We start from the raw sequence: 15,943 nt of genomic DNA on the forward strand, positions 1-15,943 counted from the left end.
GCGGCCCGGCGGACCGAAACTCAGATCAGGTCGCGGCGACGGAACACGGCGAACGCCGCAGCGGTCAGCCCGCCGGTGAGCGCGAGCAGCACCAGCAGCGACGGGCCCCAGGTCAGGCTGTAGAAGCTGTCGCAGTAGTCGCTGCCGGAGCCGTTGGCGCAGATCTGCGGATCCCAGAACCTCGCCTCGCCGGTGAGCCAGGCCCCGATGTGGCTGGAGAGCATCAGCTGGTCCGGCCGTCGGGCATTGACGATCTCCATGACCAGGCGGCCGCCCAACTCCCACACCACCGCGTACGCCGCCGCCGCCCCCAACGCCGCCGACGTGTGCCGACCCAGCGTGGCGATCGCGAAGCCCAGCGCGGAGGCCAACAGCACCAGCACCATGCCGCGTCCGTGCACCGCGCCGAGCGAACGCCAGAAGTCGCCGTCCAACCGGCCGGGCAACCCGGCGGTCTGCCCGATCACCCAGAACGTGCCGAGGTAGGCCACCGACGCCAGCAGGGACAGGACCAGGACCGTGCCGAGCAGGGTGCCCAACTTGGCCGCGAGCACCGTCAGCCGGCGTGGTCGCCAGAGCAGCAGGTTCACCACACCGCCGGAGTTCAGGTCAGCGCCGATGTAGGAGGCGCCGACCAGGAACCCGAAGAGCACCAGGAACGCGATGAGGAAATAGAGCAACGGGAGCGCCTGCTGGGCGAAGGTGAACACACCCGGCAGGAAGTCGGCGGCGATCGGCAGCTTCTCCTGTCGGATCGGATCGATCTCGGAACAGTCGGCGGGGAAGTAGCGTCCCGTGTCCTGCGCCGGGAGCGAGCCGCTCTGGCGGGCCAGGCACTCCTGGTAGGACACCTCCATGCTCTGCCGCGCCTGGGAAGCCTGCGCCCGGGCCGAGCTCAACTCGTCCGCGCTCGGCTTGTGGGAACCAGCCAGGGTGGTGGCCGCCGTGACCGCGAACGCCAACGCCAGCAGCACGACCATGAGCTGTACGAAGCGACGCGCGGACAGCCGCTCCAACTCGGCACGAACCAGGTTCACGCGTCCACTCCCCGATCGAGATTGATCACAGCTTCGCCCTGACCGGCGTGCGGCAGCGACGAGTCGTCGACCTGCCGGGGCACCGACGAATGCTCGTACGCACCCGTCAGCTCCAGGAAGACGCTCTCCAGGTCCGGCCGAAGTGGCGTCAACTCGCCCACCCACAGCCCCTGCTCGCCGAGCACCCGGCTGATGACCGTCGGGTCGTTCGCCCCGCTCACCACCAGCGCCTCGCCGTCGACGACCGCCGTCAGCTCGGCCGCCTGCAGCAACTCGACAGCACGCTCCGGCTCCGCCACCCGCACCAGGAACTCGTGCCGGTCGTGGCCCGCCAGCACCTCGTCCACCCGGCCGGCCGCCACCCGCCGCCCCTGCGAGATGATCGTGACGTGGTCGCAGATCAGCTGGATCTCGCCCAGGATGTGACTGGACACCAGCACGGTCACGCCGGTCGCGGCCAGCGACCGCATCAGGTCCCGCATCTCCCGGATGCCCGCCGGGTCCAGCCCGTTCGCCGGCTCGTCCAGGATCAGCAGCCGTGGGTCCTTCAGCAGCGCGGACGCCACCGCGAGGCGCTGCTTCATGCCCAGCGAGTAGCCCTTGACCCGCTCGTCACCCCGGTCGCGCAGGCCCACCAGATCCAGCGCCTCGTCCACCCGCGAGATCGGCACTCCACCGGCACGGGCCAACAGGCGCAGCGTGCGATACCCGGTGAAGTTGCCGAAGAACTGAGGGCTCTCGACGATGGCGCCGACCTGGCCGGCCACCCGCGGCAGCAGCTCCGGCGACGGTTCGCCGAGCACAGTCATCCGTCCGCTGTCGGCGCGTACCAGGCCCAGCAGGGCGCGCAGGGTGGTGGTCTTGCCAGAACCGTTGGGGCCCAGGAATCCGTGGATCTGGCCTGCCTCGACCAGCAGGTCGAACCCGTCCACCGCCACTCGTCGGCCGTTGCGCACGCTGTGGAAGGTCTTGCGCAGACCCTCGATCTCGATGACCGCGCTCATCCGCGCGGCTCCGTACCTCGACGGGGCATGGGCCGTCCTCCGGGTGTGGTGATCAACGACACGGCGCTTCACCCTATGGCCGAGGCGCTGCCCATGGGGGGCACCTCGACGCTGCGTGGTTGGATGGTGTGGTGACTGGTGATCTGATCCCCGGCGTTACCGGCGCCGCGCCTGCCGCCGCCCCCGTGGACCCGGATCTGGTGGTCAGCCTCGACGGCGTCGGCGTACGCCGGTCTGGCACCGCGCTCCTCCAGGACCTGACCTGGCGGGTCGAGCTGGACGAGCGGTGGGTCGTGCTCGGCTCCAACGGCGCCGGCAAGACCACTCTCCTCAACCTCGCCGCGGGCCGACTGCACCCCACCACCGGCGTCGCGCACGTGCTCGGCGAGCGGATCGGCCGCACCGACGTCAACGAGCTGCGTACCCGGATCGGGCTCACCACCGCCGCGCTCGCCGAGCGGCTGCCCGCCGACGAGCAGGTCAGCGACGTGGTGATGACCGCCGCCTGGTCGGTGGTCGGCCGCTGGCGGGAGAACTACGAGCGCGGTGACGAGGCCCGGGCGCGGGCACTGCTCAGCCAGCTCGGCGTCGGTGGCCTCGGTGAGCGCCGTTACGGCACCCTCTCCGAGGGTGAGCGCAAGCGGGTGCAGATCGCCCGTGCCCTGATGACCGACCCGGAGCTGCTGCTGCTCGACGAGCCCGCCGCCGGGCTCGACCTGGGAGGTCGGGAAGACCTGGTCGCCCGGCTGGCCGAGCTGGCGTACGACCCGGATGCCCCGGCGATGGTGCTGGTCACCCACCACGTGGAGGAGATCCCGCCGGGGTTCACCCACGCGTTGCTGCTGCGTGAAGGCGGAGTGGTCGCCCAGGGTCTGCTCGCCGAGACGCTGACCGGTGACAACCTCTCCAAGACGTTCGGTCTGCCGCTGGTGGTCGAGCGGTCGGGCGATCGTTACACCGCCCGGGCCGCCTGAGCGTCGGACAGAGCGGAGACGACAGTGCCGCAGACCCGGGTCGCCGTGGTGGGCAGCGCCAACATGGACCTGGTCGCGATGGCTCCCGCGTTGCCGCGGGTGGGCGAGACCATGCTGGGCACCGACTTCGTGATGGTGCCCGGCGGTAAGGGCGCCAACCAGGCCGTCGCCGCGGTTCGGGCCGGTGCCTCCTGCGCGTTCCTCGGCGCGATCGGGTCGGACGCCTTCGGCGTCACCCTGAAGGCCCGCATCACCGCGGCCGGGGTGGACACGAGTCACCTGCGCGTCGTCTACGGCACCTCCGGGGTCGCGCTGGTGATGGTCAACGCCCAGGGTGAGAACGCCATCATGGTGACTCCCGGTGCGAACGACGCGCTGGTCGGGCTCACCGAGGAGGAGCTGGCCACGGTGCGTGCGGCGGACGTCCTGGTCGCCCAACTGGAGGTCCCGGTGGAGACCGTGACAGCCGCCGCGGTGGCCGCCCGCGCCGCCGGCACCCGGGTCATCCTGAACGCCGCCCCGGCCCGGGATCTCCCGCCCGAGCTGCTCGGCGCGGTGGACGTGCTGGTCGTGAACGAGGGCGAGGCGCAGGCGCTGGCTGGCCGAGGCCGGGAGGAGCCCCGTGCGCTGCTCGAGCTGACCCCCCGCGCCGTGCTCACTCTTGGCGGCGAGGGCGCCTGGTACGTCGACCGGGACGGCGCCGAAGTGCACGTGCCGGCGGTCCGGGTCGACGTGGTCGACTCCACCGCCGCAGGCGACGCCTTCACCGCCGCGCTGGCCGTCGGCTGGGGCGAGGGGCGCGACCTGGTCGACGCGGTGCGCTGGGCATCGGCTGCCGGCGCCGCCTGCGTACGCAAGCTGGGCGCCTCGGTGGCGCTACCCCGACGCGCCGAGATCGACGAGCTGTACGCCCCGGCCTGACCACACCCGCGCTATGCCGGCCGTCCCGCGCCCGTGCGGAAGGCCCGGCGGTACGCCGACGGCGACGTCAGCATGACCCGGCCAAAATGGTGGCGATAGGTGACCGGCGTGTCGAAGCCCACCGCGCGCGAGACCTGCTCGACCGGGGCGTCCGTCTCCTCCAGCAGGGTCAGGCTGGCGCGGATCCGCTGGTCGATCAGCCAGCGGATCGGGCTGGTCCCGGTGGCCCGGGCGAAGTGGCGCAGGTAGGTGCGGGGCGACATGTGCGCCTGGCCGGCGAGCTGGGCCACGCTGAGCGGCTCGGCGAGATGCGCGAGTGCCCAGTCGATGCTGCCCGCGATCCGGTCGTCGTCCGGGTCGGCGGGCACCGGGGCCTCGACGAACTGGGCCTGCCCGCCGTCGCGGTGCGGCGGGATCACCAGCCGCCGGGCGACCGCGTTGGCAATCGCCGCGCCGTGGTCGCGCCGGATCACGTGCACGCAGAGGTCCAGGCCAGCGGCGCTGCCGGCGCTGGTGAGCAGGTCGCCGTCGTCGAGATAGAGCACGTCCGGGTCCACCTCGACCCGCGGGTAGCGCCGTGCCAGCAGCTCCGCGTACCGCCAGTGGGTCGTGGCCCGTCGGCCGTCGAGCAGCCCGGCGCCTGCCAGCGCGAACGCGCCCGAGCAGATCGACATGATTCGGGCACCGCGCCGGTGCGCCTGGCGTAGCGCGGTCACCAGCTCGGGTGACGGGTCGCCGGTCACGTCCGGTACGCCGGGCACGATCACCGTCCGCGCCGCCGCCAGCTCCGCCAGACCGTACGGGGTGTGCAGGCTGGCTCCGCCGACCACCGGGACCGGTCCCGGCTGCTCGGCGCAGACCACCAGGTCGTACCAGTCGACGTTCAACTCGGGCCGGGGCAGCCCGAAGACCTCGGTGACGATGCCGGTCTCGAACACCGACATCCCCGGGTACGCGAGCACGGCGACGCGGTGCGCGGCTGCCGGCCGTCGGGGCGCAGGCAGCAGGCGCGGGGCGGTGGTCGTGGCCGGGATCGGCATGGCGAGATGTTAGCGCAGGACGTCGTCTCCGCCACTCACCTCGATGCGCCGGCCCTGGCGAAAATCGGTGCATGACCTTCAGCTTCGCCGTTGCGCCGGCCGACCCGGCCACCGCCGCCGCCTACTTCCGCACCCGGCTCAGCGTCGAGACCGACGTCAGTGACGTACACGCCGACCTGTCGGCGCGTACCCCAGATCTGGTGGTGGTCGACTCCCGGGGCGCGGCCGCCTGGGCACAGGGACACCTCCCGGGCGCGGTGCACCTGCCCACCGCCGAGATCGTGGCCCGGGCGGCGGAGCTGATCCCCGCCGGCTCGGCGGTGGTCACCTACTGCTGGGGTCCCGGCTGCAACGGCGCGACCCGCGCGGCGCTGGAGTTCGCCCGGCTCGGTTACCCGGTCAAGGAGATGCTCGGTGGCTTCGAGTACTGGGTGCGGGAAGGGCTGCCGGTGGTGACGACGTCCGGGCTGACCAGGCGCCCGGTCGACGACCTGACCGCGCCGACCGCGACGATCACCTGCGACTGCTGAGCCGAGCGCCGACTGACAGCGCCGCCGGCCGAGGGCTCAGCCGGCGGGCTCGTCGGTCAGCTTCTCGCCGCGACGGCGCAGCATGCCCAGCCCGGGGATGCCGGCCACGGCGAGCTTGAGATCGCGGGTCACGTCGAGCAGGTCGTGCAGGTCGGGCCCGACCCGGTCCAGGGTGGCCAGGATCGGCAGGATGTCGGCCGTCAGGTGCTCCTTGAGCTTGGGCAGCTCATCGATCAGGTGGATCGCCGCGCTGATCTCCTCATGGCTCAGCTCCTCGACGAACCGCCCGGCCATCGGCGCGGCCCGGCGCAACGCCGGCTCGTACGCCGCCAGCAGCTCGGCCGCCGTGGCGGCGGCCTCCGCCGCACTGCCCACGGTGACGGCGGCCCGACCGGCCACCCCGTCGGCCTCGGCGACCACCGTGCCGGCGGCCCGGGCCACCCGGTCGGCCTCGGTCACCACCACGGCAGCGGTGGCCGCCACCTCGGTGGCGGTGTCGATGGCGGTGGTCGCGGCGGCGCTGATGACGGCCACCTCGCGGACCGCCGTCTCGGCGTCGGTGAGCACCTGATCGGTCCGGTCCAGGGTGGTCTCGATCCGGTCCACCACCTTGTTGATTCGGGCCAGCAGCGCCTCCACCCCGTCCAGCACCGCGAACGCGCGGGCGGGCACGGCGGCGAACGAGGCGGCCGAGCCGAGTGCCTGGTCGAGAGCGGAGCGGGTCAGGCCGACCACCGCGGTCGGTGTGGGGAGGGGAATCGCCATGGGATCAAGTGTGCGTCGGCCGCGCCGCAACCGCTCGACGGCGACGCGGCGGTGATGGTCATCGATGGTCCCCGTGCTGCTCGACGGCGCGCTGCACGGCCCGGTAGATCTGCCCAAACCGTAGCGCGTCCGGGGTGCGCACCAGCAGATCCTCCCGGCCGTGGTGCTGCACCCACAGCTCGTGCACGTGGCTGCCGCGCTCGTAGGAGCGGTCCAGCCAGCCGAGGGGGATCTCCAGAAACGGCAGCATCACCAACGTCCCCACCGCGCAGGCGGCGAGGATGATCAGCGCCAGCTGCCAGTTGCCCCGGTCCTGTGCCGACCAGGCCAGGGACAGCACGCAGACCACCGCGACCAGCGGCGGCAGCGACAGCAGCAGGACCAGGACGCCGCGACCCAGCACCCGGCCGCGGACGGCGAGGGTCTTCTGCCCCCGCGCGTGCCAGACGAATGCCACGTCGGACAGGGCGATCACGTGACCGCCCGCCCGGATCGACTCGGAGGTCACCTGCACCGCGTCGTCCCGGTAATAGAGGGTCATCACTAAGCCTAACCACCGGCAGGCAACCCTCGCCCCGCCCGACTCCCGTCAGGCCGAAACCCGACGCTCAGCGGCGGGTGCCGGGGCGGGCCGGTTGGCTGTGCTCGACCGCGCGTTGCACGGCGCGGTAGATCTGACCGAAGCGCAGCGCGTCGCCGGTGCGCAGCAACCGCACCGGCTGGCCCCGCCAACGGGCCCAGATCTCCAGTTGGCGGCTGCCCCGGGCGTACGAGCGGTCCAGGTGTTCGAAGAGGAAGTCGGCGACCGGCCCGACGGCCAGCCCGACCAGCACCGAAGCGCCGACGATCGCGATCGTCACGGTGGGCGAGCGGTGCAGCCAGACGGCCAGGCCGATGCCGAGCACCGCCGCGACCAGCGGACCGGCGAGTGCGGCGCCGATCGCGCCCCGGCCCACGAGCACGCGCCAGGAACGGGTGCCACGGCGGTGCCAGATCATGGTGATGTCCCTCAGCGCGTAGCTGCGGCCGTCGACTCGGAAGGCGGTGGAGGTGACCTGCACCGACTTGTCGTCGTAATACGTGATCATGGCTGGACTCCCGCCCGGGGGGCTGACACCACACTACTTACCCAAACGAGCCGGGTCGTAAGGTTGGCACGCGACTTCGACGAGGAAGTGAGGGCAGCGTGGGCGAGTTCGTTCGGCTGGAGACCAAGGACGGCATCGGCACGATCCGGCTGGAGCGGCCGCCGATGAACGCGCTCAACACCCAGGTGCAGGAGGAGTTGCGCGCCGCCGCCGCCGCGGCCACCGCCGACCCTGAGGTCCGCGCCGTCATCCTGTACGGCGGGGAGAAGGTCTTCGCCGCCGGCGCCGACATCAAGCAGATGGCCGAAATGTCCTACGTGGACATGGTCGACCGGGCCCCGAACCTGTCCACCGCGCTCGGCGCGATCGCCCGAATCCCCAAGCCGGTGGTCGCCGCGATCACCGGTTACGCCCTCGGCGGCGGCTGCGAGCTGGCGTTGGCGTGCGACTGGCGAGTGGTCGCCGAGGACGCCAAGCTCGGCCAGCCGGAGATCAAGCTGGGCATCATCCCCGGTGCGGGCGGCACCCAGCGGCTGGCCCGCCTGGTCGGCCCGGCCCGCGCCAAGGACCTGATCATGTCGGGGCGGATGGTGGACGCGCAGGAGGCGCTGCGGATCGGTCTCGCCGACCGGGTCGCACCGGCCGCCGAGGTGTACGACACGGCCGTCGCGCTGATCACCCCGTACCTGACCGGGCCCGCGCAGGCGCTGCGCGCGGCGAAGCTGGCGGTCGACGGCGGCCTGGACATGGACCTGAACTCGGGCCTGGCCTGGGAGACGCAGCTCTTCGCGGCGCTGTTCGCCACCGACGACCGGCGTGAGGGCATGGTGGCCTTCGTCGAGAAGCGCAAGCCGGACTTCACCGGCCGCTGACACCCGTGGGCCCTGCGCCCCAACTGCCCCTGACCTCGGCGGCGTCCACCGGCCGGGACCACGGTCGGACGGTCAAGTGACTGGCCGGTAACCTGTGATCCCGGCCACGGACGATGGGAGCGACATGACGGAGCGGATCGAGGGTCACGGCGGCGAGTTGGCGCTCGCGGCACTACGCGCGCACGGCGTACGGGAGATGTTCACACTCTCCGGCGGGCATGTCTTTCCGCTCTACGACGCCGCGTACAAGACCGACTTCCCGATCTACGACGTCCGGCACGAGCAGTCCGCGGTCTTCGCCGCCGAGGCGGTGGCCAAGCTGCAGCGCCGCCCCGGCCTCGCCGTGCTCACCGCCGGCCCCGGTGTCACGAACGGCATCTCCGGCATGACCAGCGCGTTCTTCAACGCCTCCCCGGTGCTGGTGCTCGGGGGTCGCGCGCCCGCGTTCCGCTGGGGCTCGGGCAGCCTGCAGGAGATGGACCACCTGCCACTGGTCTCCCCGGTCACCAAGCACGCCGAGACGGTGTTCAGCACCGACGACATCCCGCGCGCGGTGGGCGCCGCCCTCACCGCCGCGCTCAGCCCGCACCGTGGTCCGGCCTTCCTCGACTTCCCGCTCGAGACGGTCTTCTCGGTCGCCGAGGTCGAGCTGCCCGCCGTGACGGGCGTCGATCCGGTCGTGCCGGACCCGGAGGAGGTCGGCCGCGCCGCGATGCTCATCGCCGGGGCGCAGCGACCGGTCATCATCGCCGGCTCCGACGTGTACGCGGGCGACGCCGTCGCCGCACTGCGCGAGGCGGCCGAAGCGTTGCAGGTGCCGGTCTTCACCAACGGCATGGGTCGCGGCTCGCTCCCGCCGGAGCACCCGCTCGCGTTCGCCAAGGCCCGCCGGGCCGCGCTCTCCGGCGCCGACGTGGTCGTGGTCGTGGGCACCCCGCTGGACTTCCGGCTCAGCTTCGGCGACTTCGGTGACGCCAAGGTGGTGCACATCGTCGATGCGCCCAGCCAGCGGGCGACGCACGTGCAGCCGACCGCCGCCCCCGCCGGTGACCTGCGCCTGATCCTCTCCGCGCTGGCCGACCACTCCGGCGACCGGGCCGACCACACCGACTGGATCGCCGACCTGCGCGTCGCCGAGGACGCGGCGAAGGCCCGGGACGCTGCCGAGATGGCCGCCGAGACCGACCCGATCCGCCCGGCCCGGATCTACGGCGAGTTGCGTCGGGTGCTGGCCCGTGACGCGATCACCATCGGCGACGGCGGCGACTTCGTGTCGTACGCCGGGCGCTACCTGGAGCCGGCCCAGCCCGGCACCTGGCTGGACCCGGGCCCGTACGGCTGCCTCGGCACCGGCATGGGTTACGCGATGGGCGCCCGGGTCAGCCACCCCGACCGGCAGATCTGCGTGCTCATGGGCGACGGTGCCGCCGGCTTCTCGCTGATGGACGTCGAGTCGCTGGTCCGCCAGAAGCTGCCGGTGGTGATCGTCGTCGGCAACAACGGCATCTGGGGGCTGGAGAAGCACCCGATGCAGGCCATGTACGGCTATGACGTGGCCGCCGACCTCCAGCCGGAGCTGCGCTACGACACGGTGGTCAGCGCGCTCGGCGGGGCGGGGGAGACGGTCGCCAAGGCGGCCGATCTGGGCCCGGCCCTGCAGCGGGCGTTCGACGCCGGAGTGCCGTACCTGGTCAACGTGCTCACCGACCCGACCGACGCGTACCCCCGCTCGTCGAACCTGGCCTGAGTCGCACCCGCCGCCGCCGTCGCCCCTCAGCGGGCGGCGGCGGTTGCGTTTCACACCTCCGGCCGGTCCTCCTCGCGCGGAGGCTCACCGTCGCGGCGGCGCAGGTCGTCCTCGCGTCGGCGCAGGTCCTCCTCCCAGCGCTGGAAGAGCTCCTGGTCCTGCTGCTTGGCGCGGTCCTGCATCGAGCTGAGGAACTCCGGGTCGTCGTCGGGGGCGACCGGCCGGGGCTGCTGCCGCTGCGCGGTGCCGGTGCCCCCCGGCCAGCCCTTGCGCTCGCCGGAGTTGGGCTTCCGGCCGGCGACGAACCAGGCGATCGAGCCGACCAGCGGGAAGAACAAGATGATCAGCACCCAGGCGATCCGGGGCAGGGAGCGGATCTGGTCCTCCTCGGCGGAGAGACAGCTGATCAGCGCGCAGACCGCGAGGACGATCTGCACCAGGAAGAGGAGTACGCCAAGCCGGGCCATGCACCCATCATGGCTCACCGAATCCCGTCACCACAGTCCGCGAAGCACCAGCAGCACTCCCAGTAACGCGAGCACCACGGTGCCCACCGTGACCAGGGGCAGTGTCCGACCGCCGGTGCGGGCCGGACCGGTGCCGGTGCCACGGGGCCAGCAGAGCACCAGCACGGCGCCCCACACCAGCACGGTGAGGCCGGCGATCAGCGCCCCGGTCGTGCCGCCCGTCGAGGCCAGCCGGACGGCGAGCGCGGCCACCACGGTCACCGTGAGCAGGGTTCGCCGCCAGGCCAGCCGGGTCCGCTCCGGTTGCAGCCCCGGGTCGCGCGCGGTGCTCACCGCCCGCCGATCGCTCGGACCAGGACGGCGACCACCAGCAGTACCGCCCCGGCGCCGACGGCGAGAGCGAGGATGGCGGGGAACCGGGACGCGGGCAGCTCCTGACCGAGCCGGATGGCCCGTTCGGTACGCGCCCAGTGGTCCACCGCGCGGATCGCCACGGCGCCGCCGAGCAGCAGCAGCGCGACCGCGATCACCTCGCGTAGGTGGCTCATCGGCAGGGGCGGCAGGAACTGCGCGGCAGCCAACCCGCCGCCGACCAGCGCCAGCCCGGTGCGTAGCCAGGCGAGGAAGGTGCGTTCGTTGGCCAGCGAGAACCGGTAGTCCGGCGGTTCACCGACCGAGCGCATCTCCGCCGGGTCGAACCATTGCCTGATCGCCGCCCACACGCTGGGAGATTATCCGCTTCCCATGCCGCTTAGCCTGACTCGGTGACTGATCTCGACGTACTGACGCTGCGTGCCGCCTACGACAACCAACTCCGCCCGGAGATCCCCGACCCGGTCCCGGCCGGGGTGACGGTGGAGCGGGACGGACCGTTGGTCCGGATCGTCGGGCTCGACGCCGGCGGGTTCCTCACCTACCGCGACCTCGGCGGCCTCACCGGCGACGCGCTGGACGAGTTGATCGCCCGGCAGGTGGAGCTGTTCCGCGAGTGCGGCCAGTCGGTCGAGTGGAAGCTCAACGGGCACGACGAGCCGGCGGACCTGGCGGACCGCCTGCGCGCCGCCGGCTTCGTGCCCGAGGACCGGGAGACCGTCGTGGTCGGGCCGGTCGCGCCGCTGGCGGCCGCGCTGCCGGTCACCCCCGAGGGGGTACGCCTGCGTGAGGTGACCTCCCGGGCCGACCTGGAGCGGATCGCCGCCATGGAGGAGGAGGTCTGGCAGGAGGATCGCTCGCACCTCGTCTGGGGGTTGGCCAAGGAGATCGACGCCGACCCGCACTCAATCACCGTGGTGGTGGCCGAGGCGGACGGGACGGTGGTGAGCGCCGGCTGGGTCCGCTTCCCGGCGAACACCGGCTTCGCCACCCTCTGGGGCGGTTCCACCCTGCCGCAGTGGCGTCGTAAGGGCATCTACCGGGCGTTGGTCACCTACCGGGCGCGGCTGGCCGAGCAGCGCGACCGAACGCTGTTGCAGGTCGACGCCTCCGAGGACAGCCGACCGATCCTGCAGCGGCTCGGCCTCGTCGCGGTCACCACCACCACCCCGTACGTCTACACTCCGTGATCATGGAGCAGCGGTTGACGGACGAGGAGCGGCTGACCCTCAAGACGGGTGCCTTCGGTGCCGTCTTCCTGGTCTCCAACGCCGACCCGGGGGTGCTGGGGGTGATCCGGGAGAGCCTGGCCGCGTCCGGCGCGCTCGCCGACGCCAGCGGCACCGTCAAGGAGGCGCTGACCACCGGCCCGCTGCCTCGGCTTCCCCGGGACTCGCAGCTGGAGATCGAGTCGGTGGTGCTGCCGGCACTGCGGCAGTCGGTGCGCATCCTGCACGAGAAGTCGCCGCAGGACGTGGAGGCGTACCGCTCGGTGGTGCTGACCGCGGCGGACCGGGTGGCCCGGGCGCACGACGGGGTCGCTCCTGCCGAAGCGGCGGCCATCGACCAGATCCGGGGCGCGTTGGCCGAGCCGGCCTGACCGGCCGCCGGTCGGTGAGCTGTGTCACCCTGAGTGCCCCGGGAGCGCAAGCTACCGACAGGTAACATTGCGCCGTGGGCAACTGCACAGCAGCCCGCGGTTGACCTGGCGTCGACCGACGCGCGACGCTGCGGCCCATACCGGGCGAGCGAATCGCATCACCACACAGGAGGGTCGTCGAAGCGCGATGAATATCGTCGTACTCGTCAAGCAGGTGCCTGATTCGGGCGCGGACCGCAACCTGCGCAATGACGACAACACCGTCGACCGCGGTTCGGCGAACAACGTGATCAACGAGATGGACGAGTACGCCATCGAGGAGGCGCTGAAGATCAAGGAGGCGCACGGCGGCGAGGTCACCATCCTGACCATGGGTCCGGACCGGGCGACCGAGTCGATCCGCAAGGCGCTCTCCATGGGCCCGGACAAGGCCGTCCACGTGGTGGACGACGCCCTGCACGGTTCCTGCGCCGTCGCCACCTCGAAGGTGCTCGCCGCCGCTCTCGGCCAGCTCGGTGCCGACCTGGTGATCTGCGGTGCGGAGTCCACCGACGGTCGGGTCCAGGTCCTGCCGCACATGATCGCCGAGCGGCTGGGCGTCGCGGCGCTCACCGGCGCCCGCAAGCTCACCGTCGACGGCGCCACGCTGACCGTCGAGCGGCAGACCGAGGAGGGCTACGAGGTGATCACCGCCTCCACCCCGGCCGTGGTCTCCGTCTGGGACACCATCAACGAGCCGCGCTACCCCTCCTTCAAGGGCATCATGGCCGCCAAGAAGAAGCCGGTGCAGACGCTGTCCCTGGCCGACCTCGGCGTCGCGCCCGCCGAGGTGGGCTTCGACGGTGCCACCAGCGCCGTCGTCGAGCACACCAAGCGCCCGCCGCGCTCCGGCGGCGCCAAGATCACCGATGAGGGCGAGGGCGGCGTCAAGCTGGTCGAGTTCCTCGCCACCGAAAAGTTCGTGTGAGAGCGGGTCTGGACATGTCTGAGGTTCTCGTCGTCGTCGAAGCCACCAAGGAATTCGGCGTCAAGAAGGTCACCCTGGAGATGCTCACCCTCGCCCGCGAGCTGGGCACCCCGAGCGCGGTGGTGCTCGGCGGCGCCGGCGCCGCCGAGGCGCTGAGCGGCAAGCTGGGCGAGTACGGCGCGGAGAAGATCTACGCCGCCGAGGGTGACGAGATCGACGGTTACCTGGTGGCCCCCAAGGCCACCGTGCTGGCCGAGCTGGTCAAGCGGGTGCAGCCGGCCGCCGTGCTGCTGGCCTCGGCCCAGGAGGGCAAGGAGATCGCCGCCCGGCTCGCCGTCAAGCTGGACAACGGCATCCTGACCGACGTGGTCGGTCTCGACGCCGACGGCACCGCGACGCAGATCGCCTTCGCCGGCTCCACCATCGTCAAGTCCAAGGTCACCAAGGGCCTGCCGCTGGTCACCGTCCGGCCCAACTCGGTCACCCCCGCCCCGGCGGCGGCCACCCCGACGATCGAGCAGCTCACCGTGTCGGTCACCGACACCGACAAGCTGGCCAAGGTCGTCGAGCGGGTCGCCGAGCAGAAGGGCTCCCGCCCCGAGCTCACCGAGGCCGGCGTGGTCGTCTCCGGCGGTCGCGGTGTCGGCAACGCCGACAACTTCAAGCTGGTCGAGGAGCTCGCCGACCTGCTCGGCGGTGCTGTCGGCGCGTCCCGCGCGGCCGTCGACTCCGGCTTCTACCCGCACCAGTTCCAGGTGGGCCAGACCGGTAAGACGGTCTCCCCGCAGCTCTACGTCGCGCTCGGCATCTCCGGTGCCATCCAGCACCGGGCCGGCATGCAGACCTCGAAGACCATCGTCGCGGTCAACAAGGACGGCGAGGCGCCGATCTTCGAGCTGGCCGACTTCGGCGTGGTGGGCGACCTGTTCAAGATCGTCCCGCAGGCCGCCGAGGAGATCCGCAAGCGCAAGTGACCCGCCGGTGCCCCCGGGCACCGCACGACGAGAGAGTGGCCGCCCATCGGATGGGCGGCCACTCTCTTTCGTGGGAGCTGACCGGCGGGCCGGGGAGCTGAGCCGGCCCGCCGATCAGCCCGTCAGGGTGCCCCTCAGCAGGCTGTCGCCGGAGTGAGCGGGCTTGTTGTCGTACTGCTCGGCAGAGACGTCGACCACCGAGTAGCTCTTGAGGTCGACGTTCGGGGGCAGGGGCAGTAGCGCGTCCGGGCCGCCACCGAGGGTGCCGACCGAGAGCATCTTCATCGTCGTCGGATTAATCAGCCACACCTCGTAGTACCCCGGGACGCGCGGGAGATTCGCCACATGCAGATGAAGTTGGTGATTCTGCAGAACCCGCGCATCCCCCTGGGCTTCCGGCGGAGTCGATCCATACGCCGCCAACGGCGCGCTCGCCACCACCGCCTGGGTCGGGGTTGGCGTCGGGTCGTCCGGCTGCAGCACGGCTACCGTGCCCACCACGCCCACCGCCGCGGCGGCAGCCGCGGTCACCGCGGTCGCCGCCCAGAGGGACCAGCCACGGCCCTGGCGGGACCGGCGCACCGAATCCAGCCGGACAACCGCCGGCTCGGCGATCGTGCCGGCGGTCGGCTCCGTCGTGGAGCCGCTGGCCTGCTCGGGCACCTGCCGCCGGGTCTCGTCCAGCGCCGACCGGGACTCCGCCGCTCTGACCTGGGCAGCGATGCCCTGCCAGACGTGCTCCGGCGGGTCGGGCAGGTCAGACAGCCCGCGCGTCTCGGTGCCGAGCCCGGCCACCCGCTGGAGGGTCGCCATCTCCGTACGGCAGGGCGCGCAGGTGTCGAGGTGGGTGCTCTCCCCGTCGTCCACCTCGCTCTCACCGAGCGCCAGAAAGACCAGCCGGTCGTGGTCCAGGTGCTGCACCGTCCACCTCCCATCTGCGTTTCAAGCTCGCCATGCCGCGCCGGATGTGGCTCTTCACGGTGCCCAACGGCACTCCGGTCACCGTGGCTATCTGCTGGTGTGTCAGGTCGTCGTAGAAGGCCAGCTCCAGCATGCGTCGCTGGTCGTCCGGGAGGCGAGCCAGCTCGTCGGCGATCACCAGGCGGTCCACCACGCGGTCTGGGCTCGGGTCGGACTGCGTCGGCTCGGGCAGCTGCCGGACCGACTCCACCACCCGGGTCTCCCGGGCCGAGGCGCGCATCCGGTCGATCACCTTCCGCCGTCCAATGCCGAGCAGCCAACCGATCAGCGATCCCTTGGCCGGGTCGAAGGTGTCGCGACCCAGCCACGCGGCGACGAACGTCGCCTGGGTGACGTCCTCCGCGTCGCTGCGGTTGGCCAGCATGGAGGTGGCCAGGTGGAGCACGGCGCGGCCGTACCGGTCGTACGCCTCGCGGAGCGCCACGTCGTCGCCCGCGCAGAACCGAAGATCCAGGTCGTCAGCCGGAGGATCCGGATCCTGTCGCAGCGCCGTCATCGGGCGGCTCGCCTTCGATGGGGCATGCCCGACTGTAGCTGCCACAGCCTCCGCCCCACTCTCCCCGTCGATCTCATCTCACCTGCTCTTCGTCCTCCGACCCTGATC

The 15,943-nt window shown here is 72.0% G+C and carries 20 protein-coding genes; 9 read left to right on the forward strand and 11 right to left on the reverse strand.

The genetic code is table 11. The annotated features are described in order from the left end of the window. Window positions 1–20 precede the first annotated feature (20 nt). Together HNR20_RS20135 and HNR20_RS20140 are read right to left on the reverse strand one after the other, a co-directional pair. Complete coding sequence (locus tag HNR20_RS20135) at window positions 21–1,037, reverse strand: ABC transporter permease subunit (RefSeq protein WP_184182094.1); 1,017 nt, start codon at window positions 1,035–1,037, stop codon at window positions 21–23. Beyond that, window positions 1,034–2,041, reverse strand: a complete 1,008-nt coding sequence (locus HNR20_RS20140; protein ID WP_184182103.1) for an ABC transporter ATP-binding protein — start codon at window positions 2,039–2,041, stop codon at window positions 1,034–1,036. The genes HNR20_RS20135 and HNR20_RS20140 overlap by 4 nt, the downstream gene beginning before the upstream one ends. Before the next feature lie 131 nt (window positions 2,042–2,172). On the opposite strand from HNR20_RS20140, the gene HNR20_RS20145 reads away from it, so the two are divergent. After that, entirely contained in the window at window positions 2,173–3,015 is an 843-nt protein-coding gene (locus HNR20_RS20145; RefSeq protein WP_229687450.1) for an ABC transporter ATP-binding protein, read from the forward strand. A 24-nt stretch (window positions 3,016–3,039) separates the two neighbouring features. After that, window positions 3,040–3,936 (forward strand): ribokinase, encoded by an 897-nt coding sequence (locus tag HNR20_RS20150; RefSeq protein WP_184182107.1) that lies wholly within the window; start codon window positions 3,040–3,042, stop codon window positions 3,934–3,936. 11 nt (window positions 3,937–3,947) lie between these two features. Here HNR20_RS20150 and ftrA read toward each other — a convergent pair whose 3' ends face one another. Continuing rightward, the gene (gene ftrA / locus HNR20_RS20155; RefSeq protein WP_184182109.1) at window positions 3,948–4,976 is read right to left on the reverse strand and encodes a transcriptional regulator FtrA; all 1,029 of its coding nucleotides are present in this window, start codon (window positions 4,974–4,976) and stop codon (window positions 3,948–3,950) included. 71 nt (window positions 4,977–5,047) lie between these two features. Here ftrA and HNR20_RS20160 point away from each other — a divergent pair, with 71 nt between their 5' ends. Further along, on the forward strand, window positions 5,048–5,506 hold the full coding sequence (locus tag HNR20_RS20160) for a rhodanese-like domain-containing protein (protein ID WP_184182111.1): 459 nt from the start codon (window positions 5,048–5,050) through the stop codon (window positions 5,504–5,506). Between the two features lie 36 nt (window positions 5,507–5,542). Here HNR20_RS20160 and HNR20_RS20165 read toward each other — a convergent pair whose 3' ends face one another. The 3 genes from HNR20_RS20165 to HNR20_RS20175 all read right to left on the reverse strand — a co-directional run bounded on the left by HNR20_RS20165 (window position 5,543) and on the right by HNR20_RS20175 (window position 7,359). Further along, complete coding sequence (locus tag HNR20_RS20165) at window positions 5,543–6,271, reverse strand: hypothetical protein (protein WP_184182113.1); 729 nt, start codon at window positions 6,269–6,271, stop codon at window positions 5,543–5,545. A gap of 58 nt (window positions 6,272–6,329) precedes the next feature. Next, on the reverse strand, window positions 6,330–6,812 hold the full coding sequence (locus HNR20_RS20170; RefSeq protein ID WP_184182115.1) for a DUF6232 family protein: 483 nt from the start codon (window positions 6,810–6,812) through the stop codon (window positions 6,330–6,332). Between the two features lie 67 nt (window positions 6,813–6,879). Continuing rightward, window positions 6,880–7,359 carry a DUF6232 family protein gene (locus HNR20_RS20175; protein WP_184182117.1) on the reverse strand — a complete coding sequence of 160 codons (480 nt, stop codon included), beginning with the start codon at window positions 7,357–7,359 and terminating at the stop codon, window positions 6,880–6,882. A 98-nt stretch (window positions 7,360–7,457) separates the two neighbouring features. Between HNR20_RS20175 and HNR20_RS20180 the strand changes: the two genes are divergently transcribed. Beyond that, the gene (locus tag HNR20_RS20180; RefSeq protein WP_184182119.1) at window positions 7,458–8,231 is read left to right on the forward strand and encodes an enoyl-CoA hydratase/isomerase family protein; all 774 of its coding nucleotides are present in this window, start codon (window positions 7,458–7,460) and stop codon (window positions 8,229–8,231) included. A gap of 124 nt (window positions 8,232–8,355) precedes the next feature. Then, window positions 8,356–9,978 (forward strand): acetolactate synthase, encoded by a 1,623-nt coding sequence (locus HNR20_RS20185; RefSeq protein WP_184182121.1) that lies wholly within the window; start codon window positions 8,356–8,358, stop codon window positions 9,976–9,978. A 50-nt stretch (window positions 9,979–10,028) separates the two neighbouring features. Here the strand turns inward: HNR20_RS20185 and HNR20_RS20190 are convergent, their stop codons facing one another. The 3 genes from HNR20_RS20190 to HNR20_RS20200 are packed head-to-tail and all read right to left on the reverse strand — an operon-like array spanning window position 10,029 to window position 11,128. Further along, window positions 10,029–10,445 carry a PLD nuclease N-terminal domain-containing protein gene (locus HNR20_RS20190; RefSeq protein WP_184182123.1) on the reverse strand — a complete coding sequence of 139 codons (417 nt, stop codon included), beginning with the start codon at window positions 10,443–10,445 and terminating at the stop codon, window positions 10,029–10,031. Window positions 10,446–10,472: 27 nt separating this feature from the next. Continuing rightward, the gene (locus HNR20_RS20195; protein WP_184182126.1) at window positions 10,473–10,778 is read right to left on the reverse strand and encodes a DUF202 domain-containing protein; all 306 of its coding nucleotides are present in this window, start codon (window positions 10,776–10,778) and stop codon (window positions 10,473–10,475) included. After that, complete coding sequence (locus HNR20_RS20200) at window positions 10,775–11,128, reverse strand: YidH family protein (RefSeq protein WP_221310801.1); 354 nt, start codon at window positions 11,126–11,128, stop codon at window positions 10,775–10,777. The genes HNR20_RS20195 and HNR20_RS20200 overlap by 4 nt, the downstream gene beginning before the upstream one ends. 81 nt (window positions 11,129–11,209) lie before the next feature. On the opposite strand from HNR20_RS20200, the gene HNR20_RS20205 reads away from it, so the two are divergent. The 4 genes from HNR20_RS20205 (at window position 11,210) to HNR20_RS20220 (ending at window position 14,358) form a co-directional block, all read left to right on the forward strand. Further along, on the forward strand, window positions 11,210–12,007 hold the full coding sequence (locus HNR20_RS20205) for a GNAT family N-acetyltransferase (RefSeq protein WP_184182130.1): 798 nt from the start codon (window positions 11,210–11,212) through the stop codon (window positions 12,005–12,007). Continuing rightward, window positions 12,004–12,417 (forward strand): hypothetical protein, encoded by a 414-nt coding sequence (locus HNR20_RS20210; RefSeq protein ID WP_184182132.1) that lies wholly within the window; start codon window positions 12,004–12,006, stop codon window positions 12,415–12,417. The genes HNR20_RS20205 and HNR20_RS20210 overlap by 4 nt, the downstream gene beginning before the upstream one ends. 187 nt (window positions 12,418–12,604) lie before the next feature. Next, on the forward strand, window positions 12,605–13,384 hold the full coding sequence (locus HNR20_RS20215) for an electron transfer flavoprotein subunit beta/FixA family protein (RefSeq protein WP_184182134.1): 780 nt from the start codon (window positions 12,605–12,607) through the stop codon (window positions 13,382–13,384). Between the two features lie 14 nt (window positions 13,385–13,398). Beyond that, window positions 13,399–14,358 (forward strand): electron transfer flavoprotein subunit alpha/FixB family protein, encoded by a 960-nt coding sequence (locus tag HNR20_RS20220; RefSeq protein ID WP_184182135.1) that lies wholly within the window; start codon window positions 13,399–13,401, stop codon window positions 14,356–14,358. Between the two features lie 114 nt (window positions 14,359–14,472). On the opposite strand, the gene HNR20_RS20225 is transcribed toward HNR20_RS20220, so the two are convergent. Both HNR20_RS20225 and HNR20_RS20230 read right to left on the reverse strand, forming a co-directional pair. Further along, complete coding sequence (locus HNR20_RS20225; protein WP_184182138.1) at window positions 14,473–15,279, reverse strand: anti-sigma factor; 807 nt, start codon at window positions 15,277–15,279, stop codon at window positions 14,473–14,475. Continuing rightward, the gene (locus HNR20_RS20230; RefSeq protein ID WP_184182140.1) at window positions 15,233–15,835 is read right to left on the reverse strand and encodes an RNA polymerase sigma factor; all 603 of its coding nucleotides are present in this window, start codon (window positions 15,833–15,835) and stop codon (window positions 15,233–15,235) included. Before HNR20_RS20230 ends, HNR20_RS20225 begins: the two co-directional genes overlap by 47 nt. Between the last annotated feature and the right edge of the window lie 108 nt (window positions 15,836–15,943).

The organism is Micromonospora parathelypteridis, from assembly GCF_014201145.1.
Taxonomy (GTDB): domain Bacteria; phylum Actinomycetota; class Actinomycetes; order Mycobacteriales; family Micromonosporaceae; genus Micromonospora; species Micromonospora parathelypteridis.

What these genes read in the sequence shown, in the direction of transcription:
- HNR20_RS20140 (WP_184182103.1), bottom strand. Translation starts at nt 2,041, where the DNA reads ATGAGCGCGGTCATCGAGATCGAGGGTCTGCGCAAGACCTTCCACAGC.
- ftrA (WP_184182109.1), bottom strand. Translation starts at nt 4,976, where the DNA reads ATGCCGATCCCGGCCACGACCACCGCCCCGCGCCTGCTGCCTGCGCCC.
- HNR20_RS20160 (WP_184182111.1), top strand. Translation starts at nt 5,048, where the DNA reads ATGACCTTCAGCTTCGCCGTTGCGCCGGCCGACCCGGCCACCGCCGCC.
- HNR20_RS20165 (WP_184182113.1), bottom strand. Translation starts at nt 6,271, where the DNA reads ATGGCGATTCCCCTCCCCACACCGACCGCGGTGGTCGGCCTGACCCGC.
- HNR20_RS20170 (WP_184182115.1), bottom strand. Translation starts at nt 6,812, where the DNA reads ATGACCCTCTATTACCGGGACGACGCGGTGCAGGTGACCTCCGAGTCG.
- HNR20_RS20175 (WP_184182117.1), bottom strand. Translation starts at nt 7,359, where the DNA reads ATGATCACGTATTACGACGACAAGTCGGTGCAGGTCACCTCCACCGCC.
- HNR20_RS20185 (WP_184182121.1), top strand. Translation starts at nt 8,356, where the DNA reads ATGACGGAGCGGATCGAGGGTCACGGCGGCGAGTTGGCGCTCGCGGCA.
- HNR20_RS20190 (WP_184182123.1), bottom strand. Translation starts at nt 10,445, where the DNA reads ATGGCCCGGCTTGGCGTACTCCTCTTCCTGGTGCAGATCGTCCTCGCG.
- HNR20_RS20200 (WP_221310801.1), bottom strand. Translation starts at nt 11,128, where the DNA reads ATGCGCTCGGTCGGTGAACCGCCGGACTACCGGTTCTCGCTGGCCAAC.
- HNR20_RS20215 (WP_184182134.1), top strand. Translation starts at nt 12,605, where the DNA reads ATGAATATCGTCGTACTCGTCAAGCAGGTGCCTGATTCGGGCGCGGAC.
- HNR20_RS20220 (WP_184182135.1), top strand. Translation starts at nt 13,399, where the DNA reads ATGTCTGAGGTTCTCGTCGTCGTCGAAGCCACCAAGGAATTCGGCGTC.
- HNR20_RS20230 (WP_184182140.1), bottom strand. Translation starts at nt 15,835, where the DNA reads ATGACGGCGCTGCGACAGGATCCGGATCCTCCGGCTGACGACCTGGAT.